The organism is Chelativorans sp., from assembly GCF_031180965.1.
Taxonomy (GTDB): Bacteria; Pseudomonadota; Alphaproteobacteria; order Rhizobiales; family Rhizobiaceae; genus Chelativorans.
Genome location: NZ_JAPSLH010000027.1, coordinates 22,954 through 35,450, shown reverse-complemented (window position 1 = coordinate 35,450; position 12,497 = coordinate 22,954). Strand labels below are relative to the sequence as shown.

Annotated in this window: 13 protein-coding genes; 8 read left to right on the top strand and 5 right to left on the bottom strand. The window is 65.5% G+C overall.

Going from position 1 to position 12,497, the window contains the following annotated elements; all coding sequences use genetic code 11:
* Positions 1 to 81: 81 nt before the first annotated feature.
* Positions 82 to 1,290: a penicillin-binding protein activator gene (locus RIN79_RS17415; RefSeq protein WP_309085952.1), complete on the top strand. Its 1,209-nt coding sequence runs from the start codon at positions 82 to 84 to the stop codon at positions 1,288 to 1,290.
* 2 nt (positions 1,291 to 1,292) lie between these two features.
* Here the strand turns inward: RIN79_RS17415 and hemW are convergent, their stop codons facing one another.
* From hemW to rph, 4 genes are read right to left on the bottom strand one after another with little or no spacing between them, the layout of a single operon-like run.
* The gene (gene hemW, locus RIN79_RS17410; protein ID WP_309085951.1) at positions 1,293 to 2,456 is read right to left on the bottom strand and encodes a radical SAM family heme chaperone HemW; all 1,164 of its coding nucleotides are present in this window, start codon (positions 2,454 to 2,456) and stop codon (positions 1,293 to 1,295) included.
* On the bottom strand, positions 2,453 to 3,100 hold the full coding sequence (rdgB, locus tag RIN79_RS17405; RefSeq protein WP_309085950.1) for an RdgB/HAM1 family non-canonical purine NTP pyrophosphatase: 648 nt from the start codon (positions 3,098 to 3,100) through the stop codon (positions 2,453 to 2,455). Before rdgB ends, hemW begins: the two co-directional genes overlap by 4 nt.
* The gene (locus tag RIN79_RS17400; protein WP_309085949.1) at positions 3,097 to 3,510 is read right to left on the bottom strand and encodes a VOC family protein; all 414 of its coding nucleotides are present in this window, start codon (positions 3,508 to 3,510) and stop codon (positions 3,097 to 3,099) included. The genes rdgB and RIN79_RS17400 overlap by 4 nt, the downstream gene beginning before the upstream one ends.
* A gap of 6 nt (positions 3,511 to 3,516) precedes the next feature.
* Positions 3,517 to 4,233: a ribonuclease PH gene (rph, locus tag RIN79_RS17395; RefSeq protein WP_309085948.1), complete on the bottom strand. Its 717-nt coding sequence runs from the start codon at positions 4,231 to 4,233 to the stop codon at positions 3,517 to 3,519.
* A gap of 147 nt (positions 4,234 to 4,380) precedes the next feature.
* Between rph and hrcA the strand changes: the two genes are divergently transcribed.
* The 4 genes from hrcA (at position 4,381) to RIN79_RS17375 (ending at position 7,195) form a co-directional block, all read left to right on the top strand.
* Positions 4,381 to 5,451 (top strand): heat-inducible transcriptional repressor HrcA, encoded by a 1,071-nt coding sequence (gene hrcA, locus RIN79_RS17390; protein ID WP_309085947.1) that lies wholly within the window; start codon positions 4,381 to 4,383, stop codon positions 5,449 to 5,451.
* Between the two features lie 19 nt (positions 5,452 to 5,470).
* Positions 5,471 to 5,767 (top strand): putative quinol monooxygenase, encoded by a 297-nt coding sequence (locus RIN79_RS17385; protein WP_309085946.1) that lies wholly within the window; start codon positions 5,471 to 5,473, stop codon positions 5,765 to 5,767.
* 80 nt (positions 5,768 to 5,847) lie between these two features.
* A complete protein-coding gene (gene grpE, locus RIN79_RS17380) occupies positions 5,848 to 6,516 on the top strand; it encodes a nucleotide exchange factor GrpE (protein ID WP_309085945.1) in 669 nt (222 codons plus the stop codon).
* Between the two features lie 46 nt (positions 6,517 to 6,562).
* Positions 6,563 to 7,195 (top strand): trimeric intracellular cation channel family protein, encoded by a 633-nt coding sequence (locus tag RIN79_RS17375; protein WP_309085944.1) that lies wholly within the window; start codon positions 6,563 to 6,565, stop codon positions 7,193 to 7,195.
* A gap of 14 nt (positions 7,196 to 7,209) precedes the next feature.
* Here the strand turns inward: RIN79_RS17375 and RIN79_RS17370 are convergent, their stop codons facing one another.
* On the bottom strand, positions 7,210 to 8,202 hold the full coding sequence (locus tag RIN79_RS17370; RefSeq protein WP_309085943.1) for an adenosine kinase: 993 nt from the start codon (positions 8,200 to 8,202) through the stop codon (positions 7,210 to 7,212).
* Positions 8,203 to 8,381: 179 nt separating this feature from the next.
* Between RIN79_RS17370 and RIN79_RS17365 the strand changes: the two genes are divergently transcribed.
* The 3 genes from RIN79_RS17365 (at position 8,382) to RIN79_RS17355 (ending at position 12,376) form a co-directional block, all read left to right on the top strand.
* Positions 8,382 to 9,101 (top strand): sulfate transporter family protein, encoded by a 720-nt coding sequence (locus tag RIN79_RS17365; protein WP_309085942.1) that lies wholly within the window; start codon positions 8,382 to 8,384, stop codon positions 9,099 to 9,101.
* Positions 9,102 to 9,261: 160 nt separating this feature from the next.
* The gene (locus RIN79_RS17360; protein WP_309085941.1) at positions 9,262 to 11,052 is read left to right on the top strand and encodes an acyl-CoA dehydrogenase C-terminal domain-containing protein; all 1,791 of its coding nucleotides are present in this window, start codon (positions 9,262 to 9,264) and stop codon (positions 11,050 to 11,052) included.
* Between the two features lie 115 nt (positions 11,053 to 11,167).
* A complete protein-coding gene (locus tag RIN79_RS17355) occupies positions 11,168 to 12,376 on the top strand; it encodes an acetyl-CoA C-acetyltransferase (RefSeq protein WP_309085940.1) in 1,209 nt (402 codons plus the stop codon).
* Positions 12,377 to 12,497: the final 121 nt, after the last annotated feature.

The window sequence follows — 12,497 nt, the reverse complement described above, 5'->3', positions numbered from 1 at the left end:
TAGCTTACCGGCCAGCTTCTTTGACATGACGGCGGATGGGTTGCAAATTCGCAGGCCGACGAACCCTAAGGGAATTGCGCGGTGAGGCATTTTGCGAGCAAAGTCAGGGGGCGGGTCCGGGCCGCGGTCGTGATCGGCGGCGGTGCCCTTCTTGCCGCCTGCTCGACCCAGAATGTGCCCTCCAGCGTGCCGTCCCGCGCGCCGGTGCCCCTGCAGGCCGGCACCGCCGCCACGCCTGTTCAAGGCGAGGTGATCGGCACGGGGGAGACGCGCGTGGCGCTCCTCCTTCCGCTGAGCGCCGCCGGCAATGGCGGCGCCGTCGCCGCCGAGCTCAAGAACGCCGCCCAGCTGGCGCTGGAGGACGCTGGGTCGGACGCGCTTCAGGTCGTGGTCAAGGATACGGCGGGTACCGAAGCGGGCGCCTCGGCGGCCGCGGCAAGCGCGGAGGCCGAAGGTGCAAGACTGGTGCTTGGCCCGCTTTTCGCTGCGGAGGTGCGCGCCGCATCCGCCGGGCTCGGGCCGGCGCGGCCACCCATGATAGCCTTTTCCTCTGACCGCACGGCGGCCGCCCCGGGGACCTATCTCAATTCCTTCCTTCCCGAGGAACTGGTCCGGCGCATCATCGCCTATGCCGCGTCGCAAGGGATAAGGCGGGTGGTGGCGCTGGTGCCGAACGGCCCCGCCGGCGATCTGGCGGAAGCCGAGGCCCGCCGCACGTTGCAGGCGGCAGGCGGCGACCTGATCGCCGTCGGCCGATACGGCCATGACAACAGCTCGGTCGCTGCCGCCGTGCAGCAGGTGGCGCTTTCAGTCGGGCAGGCCGACGCGATCTTCATCCCCGACGGCGGCAATACGCCGAGCGTGATCGTCACGGCTTTGCGGGGTATGGGCGTCGATCTTTCGGGCAAGAGGCTTCTCGGCAACGGGCAGTGGACGAGCGCCGATCTCTCCGATCCCGCCCTGCAGGGAGGCTGGTTCGCCGATGTGGACCAGGCGCGCCTTGCCATCTTCAAGACACGCTATCAGCAGCGCTTTGGGACGGCGCCCTCTGTCACTGCGTCGCTCGGCTATGATTCCGTGATCCTCGCCGCGGCTCTTGCCCGGCAGGGAGGGGCGAACGCCTTTGCGCCGGCAAACCTGCAGGTCCCGGTCGGGTTTGCGGGCACGACGGGCACGTTCCGCTTCCGCCCGGACGGCACGAATGAGCGCAGCTATGCAGTCTACGAGGTCACGAATGGCGCGCCGCGCCTGATCAGCCCCGCGCCGGCCAGTTTCGCGGGGGACAGCTAGGTCTACCGCGCAAGATCGGCAACGAGGGCATCAAGGACCACCATCCCGGCCGGCGTGGCGCGCAGGCGAGAATTGCCCACCGGCTCCAGCAGCCCTTCCTCGCGCAGGATCGCCACGCGTCGCGGCGAAAGCGGATGGCCGGCGAGCTTCTCATACCGGTCCAGGTCGATCCCTTCGACGAGCCTGAGTCCCATCAGCAGGAACTCATCCGCCTCTTCCGAACGCGTCAGCATTTCGCCGCCGACGACGCCCGAGCCGCGCGCCTCCACCAGGCCGAGCCAGGTCTCCGGATGCTTCTCGGTGAAGGTCACGACCCGCCGGCCGTCGTCGATGAAGCGGCCATGGGCGCCCGGCCCTACGCCCACATATTCGCCATAGCGCCAATAGATCAGGTTATGGCGGCTCTCCGATCCCGGTTTCGCGTGATTGGAAATCTCGTAGGCGGGCAGCCCGTGCACGGCCGTAACCTCTTGCGTCGCCTGGTAGAGGTCGGCGGCAAGATCGGTGTCGGGGACAGCCAGCTTGCCTGCAGCCCGCAGGGCGAAGAACGGCGTGCCCTCCTCGATGGTGAGCTGGTACAGCGACAGGTGATCGGCGGCGTGGCCTATCGCCTCTTTCAGCTCCGCCGTCCATGCCTCCACCGTCTGCCCCGGGCGGGCATAGATCAGGTCGAAGGAGATGCGTGGAAATATCTCGCGCGCGAGCCGGATCGCACCGAGCGCCTCCTCGACATTGTGGAGGCGGCCAAGGAACCGCAGATCCCTGTCGTTCAGCGCCTGCACGCCGAGCGAGACGCGGTTCACACCCGCGGCGCGATAGCCGCGGAAGCGATCCGCCTCGACGGAGGAGGGATTTGCTTCGAGCGTGATTTCGACCCCGGCCGGCACGCGCCAGTTCGCGGCGACGGCATCAAGGATCGCGCCGACGGTTCCGGGCTCCATGAGAGAGGGCGTGCCGCCGCCAAGGAAAATGCTGGAGACGCTGCGCGCGCCCGTGCGGGCGCGCATTGCTGCAAGCTCGCGCGCAAAGGCGGCGGCGAAGCGCTCCTGGTCGACCGGCTGGTGGCGCACATGGCTGTTGAAGTCGCAGTAAGGGCATTTGGCCGCGCAGAAGGGCCAGTGGACATAGACGCCGAAGCCGGGGCCCTCGTCGAGTGCCGCGCTCACGAGACGCCCAGCCTCGCCTCTGCGAATTTCCGGAAAGCGCGGGCACGGTGGGATAGGGCCTGGCGGTCGCCCGGCTTCCAGCCGTGCTTTTCCTCGGCCGTCATCTCTCCAAAGGTCTGGTCGTAGCCGTCAGGCTGGAAGACGGGATCGTAGCCGAAGCCGAGCTCGCCGCGCGGCGGCCAGATCAGCCGGCCCTCCACCTCGCCACGGTAATATTCGGCCTCGCCGTCGGGGAAGCACAGGCACAGAACCGCCACGAAGCGCGCGCGCCTCTCCTCGGGTGTGAGGGCGCCCTTTTCGCGTAGCAGGTGCTCGACCTTCTCCATGGCGATCCGGAAATCGCGCCGGCCGTCCGGCAAGGTCGCCCAGTCCGCCGTGTACACGCCTGGGGCGCCGTCAAGCGCGTCGGCGCACATGCCAGAGTCGTCGGAAAGAGCAGGCAGGCCGGTGGCCTTGGCGGCAGCCAACGCCTTGATATAGGCGTTCTGCTCGAACTCGGTGCCGGTTTCTTCCGGCTCGGGCAGGCCGAGCTCCGCGGCCGAGCGCACCTCATACCCGAAGGGCGCAAGCAGCCCGGCAAACTCTGCGAGCTTGCCCTTGTTGTGGCTGGCGAGCACGAATTTCCTGCCTTCGATCGGCCTCAAGAAAATCCCCAGATGCGCGGCTCGGCAAATTCCAGCGAGTTGCCGGACGGATCGCGAAAATAAATGGATCGGCCACCCCGCGGCCACTCCAAATCGGCCTCTATGGCTATGTTCTGCGCCGCGAGCCTCGTTTTCCACAGCTCGATCTCGTCTGCACTGGCGGAAAAGCAAAGATGCCCCGGCCCGCGGCTCCCGTGCGGCGGCACGGGCAGGCGCGCGTCAGGCTCGGGCGGAACCTCCGTCGCCTTCGGATCGAACAGCAGCAGAACGGCCTCGCCGCAGCGGAAGAAGATGTGCCGCCCCTCCACCTTGGCCAGCAGTTCGAGGCCGAGCACGCCACCGTAGAAGCGCTCGGCCTCCGAAAGATCGTCCACGTAAACGGCGGCTTCCAGGATCGCTGACGGTCTCATGCTGCTCTACATCACCGCCATTTTCTGCAGCTCCACCAGCCGTGCGATGCCCTTCTTGGCCAGCGCCAGGAGCTGCTGGAACTGCTCCTCCGTGAAGGGCGCTCCCTCGGCCGTGCCCTGGATTTCCACAATCCCGCCCTTGCCCGTCATGACGAAGTTGGCGTCCGTCTCGGCGGCCGAATCTTCCGCATAGTCGAGGTCCAGAACGGGCGTGCCGTCGAATATGCCGCAGGAAATGGCGGCTACATGGTCCTTCAGGACGCGCTCGACCGAGACCATCTGCCGCGTCTGCATCCAGGCGAGGCAGTCGTAGAGCGCGACGAAGCCGCCGGTGATCGCCGCCGTGCGCGTGCCGCCGTCCGCCTGCAGCACGTCGCAATCCACCGTGATCTGCATTTCGCCCAGCGCCTGCAGGTCGACCACCGACCGTAGGCTGCGCCCCACCAGGCGCTGGATTTCGAGCGTGCGCCCGCCCTGCTTTCCGCTCGCCGCCTCGCGGCGCATCCGCTCCCCGGTCGAGCGCGGCAGCATCCCGTATTCGGCGGTGACCCAGCCTTTGCCGGAATTGCGCAGCCAGCCGGGCACCTTTTCCTCAAGGCTCGCCGTGCAAAGGACATGCGTGTCGCCGAATTTCACCAGGCACGAGCCCTCGGCGTGTTTCGAGACGCCCCGCTCGAAGCTGACCGCGCGCATCTGATCCGGTTGCCGTCTCGATGGTCGCATCGCCCTCGCGCCTCCAACTGCTCGTCATCTTGTGCCGGCTTGTAGCTTTCCGCTCCCACCGACGCAAAGGAAAAGCTCGGCCCCCGCCGGGCGGAGAGTTGTGTTCGACGCCGCCGCCCTTATATTTGCGCGCGGAGGCGAGAGAGCATGACCAAGCCTGTCCCGGACCAGACGCTTCAATCGCTCGACGCGCGCTCGCGCGATATCTTCAGGCTTATTGTCGAGACATATCTGCACCATGGCGAGCCGGTGGGCTCGCGAAACCTTTCGCGGCTGCTGCCGACCCAGCTTTCGCCTGCGACGATACGCAATGTGATGAGCGACCTGGAGCATCTGGGCCTCATCTATTCGCCGCATGTCTCCGCCGGCCGCCTGCCCACCCAGCAGGGCCTGCGCTTCTTCGTCGACGCCTTCATGGAGGTCGGCGATCTTACCGAGGAAGAGCGGCGGGTGATCGAGGCGCAGATCAAGGCTTCCGGCAGGGGACAGTCGCTGGAGCACATGCTCACGGAAGCCAGCCAGCTTCTTTCCGGGCTTTCGCGCGGCGCCGGGCTCGTGCTCACCGCCAAGACGGAAGCGCCCCTGAAGCATATTGAGTTCATCCAGCTCGAGCCGCGCAAGGCACTCGCTATTCTCGTCTCGCAGAATGGCGATGTCGAAAACCGTGTTGTCGACCTGCCGGCGGGGGTGACCGCCTCGCAGCTCATCGAAGCGTCGAACTTCCTCAACGCGCATATCCGCGGCCGTACCCTCGCCGAGGCCAAGGCCGAGATGGCGCGGCTCAAGGATGAGACCCGCGCCGCCCTTGATTCGCTCTCGCAGTCCCTCGTCGAGCAGGGTCTTGCCATCTGGGCCGGCACGGAGAGCGATGCCCCGGCGCGCATCATCATTCGCGGCCGTGCAAACCTGCTCGAAAACGTCACCGCACAGGCCGATCTGGAGCTCCTGCGCCACCTCTTCGAGGACCTGGAGACGAAGGAGGCGCTGATCCAGCTCTTGGACCTGGCGGAAGAAGGGCCGGGCGTGCGCATCTTCATCGGCTCGGAGAACAAGCTCTTTTCGCTCTCCGGCTCTTCCCTCGTGGTCGCGCCGTACCGTGACCAGGATTCCCGCGTCATCGGCGCCCTCGGTATCATCGGCCCGACGCGGCTCAATTACGCGCGCATCGTGCCGATGGTGGACTATACGGCCCAGCTCGTCGGCCGCATGCTGCGGTAGCCTTTCCGGAGGGGAATGAATGTTCGGTCTCATCGGCAGGATGCGCGCCCAGCAAGGCAAACGCGATGAGCTCATCGAACTGCTCCTCGCCTCGACCGACGCGATGCCAGGCTGCCTGAGCTATGTCGTCGCGCAAGCCGAGGACGACGCCGACGCAATCTGGATCACGGAAGTCTGGGACAGCGAGGCGGATCACAAGGCATCGCTCTCGCTGCCGCAGGTGCAGGAAGCGATCGCCAAGGCGCGGCCGCTGATCGCCGGCTTCGACAGCCATGTGCGCACCGTCCCGGTCGGCGGGGCCGGCCTGCCGCGCTGACCTGCTTCCTCCCCCTTGATTTTGCGGGTTCAAACCTCGATATCCGACGCGACTTCGAGGAAAACAGCGACGGAAATGCAATGAACACAGACCCGAAGGATGACCGCGCGCCGGACGAGATCCAGGCCGGGGAACCGGCCGTGGAGAATGGTGCCGAGGCGCCCGTGGAAGGCGGGGAGGCCGGACCTGTCTCCGAAGAGGATGTTCTCTTGCGCCTGGCCAAGGAGAATGAGGAATTGAAGGACCGCGCAATCCGGCTGGTCGCAGAGATGGACAACCTGCGCAAGCGTACCCAGCGCGACGTGGCGGACGCGCGCAGCTACGGCATCGCCAATTTCGCACGCGACATGCTCACCGTCTCGGACAACCTCCAGCGTGCGCTGCAGGCCGTCTCGCAAGAGGCGCGGGAACAGGCCGATCCGGCGATGAAAGGGCTGGTGGAAGGCGTGGAGATCACCGAGCGCGCCATGCTGTCCGCCCTCGAGCGGCATGGGGTGAAGCGCATCGACCCGCAGGGCGAGAGGTTCGATCCCCACTTCCACCAGGCCATGTTCGAGGTCCCCAACGCGGACGTCCCGGCCAACACGGTCGTTCAGGTGGTGCAGCCGGGCTATGTGATCGGCGATCGCGTACTGCGCCCCGCCATGGTGGGCATCGCCAAGGGCGGCCCCAAGGCGGAAGCCGCGGAGTCCAACCCTCAGCCCGAAAAGGCCGCAAGCGAAGCCGACCCGGCTTCCAGCGGCGCCTAACTTTCCTTTCCCGCGGCCTTGCGCTACCCCGGTAGCGGAGGCTGCGATGAACCCGATTCTCCTGCTCGACTATGCCGGCGTGGCCGTTTTCGCGGCCACCGGCGCGCTCGCCGCCTCGCGCAAGCAGCTCGACATCATCGGTTTCCTCTTCTTCGCCGGCGTCACCGGCACGGGCGGCGGAACCTTGCGCGATCTCGTGCTGGATCTGCCGGTGTTCTGGGTCGTGAACCCGGCCTATCTCGTCGTCTGTACTGCGGTTGCGGTATTCGTCTACTTTTCCGCACATCTGGTGGAATCGCGCTACAAGCTCCTCCTGTGGCTGGATGCGGTCGGGCTTTCGGCCTATTGCGTCATGGGAGCCGCCAAGGGTCTTGCCGCAACCGGCTCGCCCGCTGTCGCGCTGCTCACGGGCATGATGACCGGCACATTCGGCGGCATCCTGCGGGACCTTCTCGCCGGCGAGCCGTCGGTGCTGCTGAGGCCGGAAATCTACATCACGGCCGCGCTCACCGGCGCCGCCGTCTTCACGCTCGGCGAGCTTTCGGGTGCGCCGCCCATGGCAAGCGCGTTGATCGCCTTCGCCGCGGCTCTGGTCGTCCGCGGCGGGGCGCTGAGATTTGGCTGGACATTTCCGCGCTACAAGCCGCGGCCGGGCCGCCGCCCGGAGGACATCGTCTAGTCGTCTAGACGTTTCTACAACAAGCCCGCCTGCCCGGCGGCGTCCTTGAGACTCACCTGCAGGCGCGGGCCGATCTGCTGGATGCAGAGCGAGGCAGCGAGAGAGCCCAGTCGCCCGCAATCGGCCAGGCTGCGGCCATGAGTGTAACCGAAGAGGAACCCCGCCGCGTAAAGATCGCCCGCACCCGTCGTGTCGACCAGGTTTTCGACCGGCACAGGCTTGATGGAGACCGTCTCCTCCCGCGTCACCGCAATGGAGCCGCGTTCGGAAAGGGTGACGACTCCCAGCCTGCACTCCTCGCGGAACGCCGAAAGCGCCGCGTCGAAGGAAGCGGTTTGATAGAGCGATAGAAGCTCGTGCTCATTGGCGAAAACGATGTTGACCGTGCCCGAACGCATCAGCTCAAGGAATTCGCCGCGGTACCGGTCCGCGCAGAACGGGTCCGACAGCGACATGGCAACCTGGCGGCCCGCCGCGTGCGCAATCTCCGCCGTCATGCGGATCGCCTCCTTCGCGCGCGGCGGATCCCATAGATAGCCCTCGAAATAGGTGACCTTGGCGCCGCGTGCCTTCTCCTCCTCCACATCTTCCGGCCCGAGTTCCACGCAGGCGCCGAGATAGGTGTTCATGGAGCGCTCGCCATCCGGCGTGACGAAGATCATCGACCGCGCGGTGGGCGGATGCCCGTCGAGCGGCCGGGTATCGAAAGCCACGCCCTGGGCGCGGATATCGTGCCGGTAGATTTCCCCCAAGTGGTCGTTGGAGACCTTGCCGAAGAAGGCGGCCGTGCCGCCAAGGCTTGCCACCCCGGCGGCGGTGTTGCCGGCGCTGCCGCCCGATGTCTCGATCGCCGGCCCCATCCGCTCGTAGAGAAGGGCCGAGCGCTCGACATCGATCAGGTTCATCGCGCCCTTGATGATGCCGTTCTCGACCAGGAAGGCGTCGTCGCACCGGGCGATGATATCCACGATGGCATTGCCGATGCACAGGACGTCATATGCGCTCATCAAGGTCTCCGGGCGGCGCGAAGCGTTTCGCGGGGTTTATCGCCTCGACCGGGATTTGCAAGGGTTACTTACATTCGCCTTTCGGGAGCAGAGCAAGCGCGACGGAGGGCGCTCCGCTTGCGCCCACCGTTCGGCCGGCCTATCTCGCGGCGAGGCCCACCCAAGGAAGAGAGCCTCGCATGATCTTCGACGCCGCCCGCGCCGCCGCCGGACAGCTTTTCTCGCCTCCCTTCCGCAGCGCCTTCTTCAAGTCCCTCGGGCTGACCCTGCTCGTGCTCGTCGGACTGTGGTTCGGCCTAAGGGAGTTGTTTGAACTCTACGCCATGCCATGGCTCGATGCGCTCCTGCCCGGCCTGCCCTCGTGGGCGGGCTGGCTGGGCCTCTTGGCGGCGATCGCCGCGGGCATTGGGCTGGCATTGGCCCTAGCGCTCCTCATCGCGCCAATCACGGCCATGATCGCCGGCGTTTTTCTCGATGACGTGGCCGAGGCGGTGGAGAAGGAAAGCTATCCGCAGGATCCGCCGGGCGCGGCCGTACCGCTCTTCCGCTCCATCATCCTGTCGCTCAAGTTCTTCGCCGTCGTCATCATAGGCAATCTAATCGCTCTCACCCTGCTTCTCGTGCCGGGCGTGAACCTGATCGCCTTCTTCATCGTCAATGCCTATCTTCTCAGCCGCGAGTTCTTCGAGTTCGCGGCCATGCGCTTCCGCAGCGAGACCGAAGCAAAGGCGCTGCGCCGGCGCCACGCCGGCACGATCTTCCTGGCCGGCCTGGTGATAGCGGGCTTCCTCGCCGTGCCGTTCCTGAACCTGCTGACGCCGCTCTTCGCCGGCGCGATGATGGTGCACTTGCACAAGATGATCTCGGCACGAGAGACGGCTGTGGCCAGCCGAAGGTGAACACCCGGCCGGCATTTGAAGTCCGGGCTGGAGACGCGAAGGCAGCTCAGAGGCAAGGGCCCGCTCGTTTGACGTTTACGCGCACGTCAAACCTTGCTAAGACGAGCCCGACTTGGCCGTCCCCAGGAGGCGGCCGGCAACGCGTGCTGGAGAGGACCTGATGCCGACCTACAGAGCACCCGTGCGGGACACCGCCTTCGTCATCCGAGATGTGCTCAATTTCCAACGCTTCGACAACATGGCAGGCTTCGCCGATGTTTCCCCGGATGTGCTGGAAGCGATCCTGGACGAGGGGGCGAAGCTCGCGGAAAACGTGATGCAGCCCTTGAATCGCATAGGCGACGTTGAAGGATGCAAGCGCCGCGAGGACGGTTCCGTCACCACCCCGAAGGGTTTTGCGGAAGCCTATCGGCAGTATTGCGAGGGCGGGTGGATGGGCCTTTCGGCGCCGGTCGAATATGGCGGTCAGGGGCTTCCTTATCTGGTCCACACTGCCGTCGGCGAATACCTCTCCTCGGCCAACATGGCGCTGATGATGTATCCCGGCCTGACGCAAGGCGCCATCGCCGCCATCCTCACCCACGGCACTGACGAGCAGAAGAGCCGCTACCTGCCGAAAATGGTCGAGGGCCTCTGGACCGGGACGATGAACCTGACCGAGCCGCATTGCGGCACGGATCTGGGGCTCCTGCGCACCAGGGCCGTCCCCGATGGAAATGGCAGCTACAAGATTTCCGGCCAGAAGATTTTCATCTCGGCCGGCGAGCACGACATGGCGGAAAACATCATCCACCTGGTGCTGGCCCGCATCGAAGGCGCGCCCGAAGGCACGAAGGGCATCTCGCTCTTCATCGTGCCGAAGCTGAAGCTCGATGCGTCCGGCAATCCGGCCGGCCCGAATGGCGTATCCTGCGGCTCCATCGAAGAAAAGATGGGCATCCACGGCAACGCCACCTGCGTGATGAATTATGACGAGGCGGAAGGCTTTCTCTTGGGCGCGGAGAATGGTGGCCTGAAGGCCATGTTCACGATGATGAACGAGGCCCGCCTCGGCGTGGCGCTCCAGGGCCTTGCCGTGGGCGAGGCGGCTTACCAGAGCGCGGCGGACTATGCGCGCGAGCGCCTCCAGGGCCGCTCCCTGTCCGGCCCCAAGGCACCCGACAGGAAGGCTGACCCGATCATCGTCCACCCGGACATTCGCCGCAACCTGATGACCATCCGCGCCTTCAACGAGGCTGGCCGCGCACTGCTCCTGTGGACCGCGCTGCAGTCCGACATCGCTCACCGCAGTGTGGACGAGCAGACAAGGCAGGCGGCGGAGGACCATCTTGCTCTCATGACGCCGGTCCTGAAGGGCGTGCTCACCGACAAAGGTTTCGAGCATGCGGTCATGGCCCAGCAGGTCTTTGGCGGGCACGGCTATATAGAAGAAAGTGGCATGAGCCAGTTCGTGCGCGATGCCCGCATCGCCATGATCTATGAGGGCGCAAACGGCATCCAGGCGCTCGACCTCGTCGGCCGCAAGCTGGCGCAAAACGGCGGCCGCGCGGTGCAGGCGTTCTTCAAGACCGTTGGCGATTTCTGCGAGGAGCACCACTCGGATGAGAAGATGGCGCCCTATACCAAGGCGCTCAAGAAGGGCCTCAACGACCTGCAGGCGGCCACGATGTGGCTGATGCAGAACGCCATACAGAAGCCGGACAATGCGGGCGCTGCCTCCTACGATTACATGCACCTCTTCGGCCTGGTGGCACTGGGGTATATGTGGTGCCGCATGGTGAAGGTGGCGCAGGACGGGCTCGCCGCGGGCGGCGACAAGGGCTTCCTGGAACAGAAGCTGGTTCTTGGCCGCTTCTTCATGGAGCGGGCGATGCCGGAAACATCAACCCATCTTGCGCGAATTTCCTCCGGCGCGGACACTGTGATGGCGATGCCGGCTGAGGTGTTCTAGTTTCACGAATATGGAACGTTCGCGGATATGAAACTTGCCTTTATTGCCTGCCTTTGGCCTGCCGCGCGAGGGAGGTGACAGGGTTTGGCATCATCGGGGTTTAAAGGAGACAGAAATGGCTGACGCCTATGTCTATGATGCCGTGCGCACGCCGCGCGGCCGCGGCAAGAAGGATGGCGCGCTGCATGAGGTGCCTGCCGTCCGCCTGGCGGCAAAGGTGCTGGAGGCGGTGCGCGACCGAAACGAGTTGGACACCAGGCTGGTCGACGACATCATCTTCGGCTGCGTCGATCCGGTGGGCGAGGCGGGCTCGGTGATCCCGCGCTCAGCCGCCTTCGAGGCGGGCTACGACAACAGAGCCCCGGGCATGCAGATCTCGCGCTTCTGCGCCTCCGGTCTCGATTCCATCAATCTCGGCGCGGCGAAGATCGCCGGCGGGTCGGACGAGATCGTCATCGCCGGGGGCGTCGAGTCGATGTCGCGCGTCGGCATGGGCATGTCGGGCGGCGCCTGGTTCATGGACCCGTCGGTAGGCCTGCCCGCCTATTTCATGCCGCAGGGTATCTCCGCTGACCTTATCGCCACCAAATACGGCTTCTCGCGCGACGACGTGGACGCCTACGCGGTCGAAAGCCAGAAGCGCGCGAAGAAGGCCTGGGACAAGGGCTATTTCAAGAACTCCGTCATCCCGATCAAGGACCAAAACGGCCTCACCATTCTGGACCGCGATGAGCACATGCGGCCGGATACGGACATGCAGGCGCTGGCCTCCCTTAACCCCTCCTTTACGATGGTAGGAGAGATGGGCGGCTTCGATGCGGTGGCCGTCCAGCGCTATCCCGAGATCGAAAGCGTGAACCACGTCCACCATGCAGGCAATTCCTCCGGCATCGTCGACGGAGCGGCGGCGGTTCTGCTTGGATCGAAGAATGCTGGCAAGGCGATCGGGGTGAAACCCCGCGCAAGAATCCGCGCTTTCACCAATATCGGCTCGGAGCCGGCCATCATGCTCACGGGCCCGGTGGACGTGACCGAAAAGCTTTTGAAGAAGGCGAAGATGAAGCTTTCGGACATCGACCTCTTCGAACTCAACGAGGCTTTCGCCTCGGTCGTCCTGCGCTACATCCAGGCCTTCGACATCGATCCCGACAAGATCAACGTCAACGGAGGCGCCATCGCCATGGGCCATCCGCTGGGCGCCACCGGCGCCATGATCTTCGGCACGGTCCTGGACGAGCTGGAGCGCCGCGACCTGAACACGGCGCTGGTAACGCTCTGCATCGGCGCCGGCATGGGCACGGCGACGATCATCGAGCGGGTTTGATTTTATGGCCCTCTCTCCGCCTCTCTTTGCTCGGCACCTCTCCCCCTGAAGGGGGAGAGGAAGCGCCGGCCATAAAAGGCTTGGCGCACTTCCGCCCCCCACGAAGGCGGGGGAGAGGTCT

Bases quoted from the DNA above. Each gene is read 5' to 3' on its own strand.
- RIN79_RS17365 (WP_309085942.1), top strand. From the start codon at position 8,382: ATGATCTTCGACGCCGCCCGCGCCGCCGCCGGACAGCTTTTCTCGCCT.
- RIN79_RS17360 (WP_309085941.1), top strand. From the start codon at position 9,262: ATGCCGACCTACAGAGCACCCGTGCGGGACACCGCCTTCGTCATCCGA.
- hrcA (WP_309085947.1), top strand. From the start codon at position 4,381: ATGACCAAGCCTGTCCCGGACCAGACGCTTCAATCGCTCGACGCGCGC.
- rph (WP_309085948.1), bottom strand. From the start codon at position 4,233: ATGCGACCATCGAGACGGCAACCGGATCAGATGCGCGCGGTCAGCTTC.
- RIN79_RS17355 (WP_309085940.1), top strand. From the start codon at position 11,168: ATGGCTGACGCCTATGTCTATGATGCCGTGCGCACGCCGCGCGGCCGC.
- RIN79_RS17370 (WP_309085943.1), bottom strand. From the start codon at position 8,202: ATGAGCGCATATGACGTCCTGTGCATCGGCAATGCCATCGTGGATATC.
- RIN79_RS17375 (WP_309085944.1), top strand. From the start codon at position 6,563: ATGAACCCGATTCTCCTGCTCGACTATGCCGGCGTGGCCGTTTTCGCG.
- grpE (WP_309085945.1), top strand. From the start codon at position 5,848: ATGAACACAGACCCGAAGGATGACCGCGCGCCGGACGAGATCCAGGCC.
- RIN79_RS17400 (WP_309085949.1), bottom strand. From the start codon at position 3,510: ATGAGACCGTCAGCGATCCTGGAAGCCGCCGTTTACGTGGACGATCTT.
- RIN79_RS17385 (WP_309085946.1), top strand. From the start codon at position 5,471: ATGTTCGGTCTCATCGGCAGGATGCGCGCCCAGCAAGGCAAACGCGAT.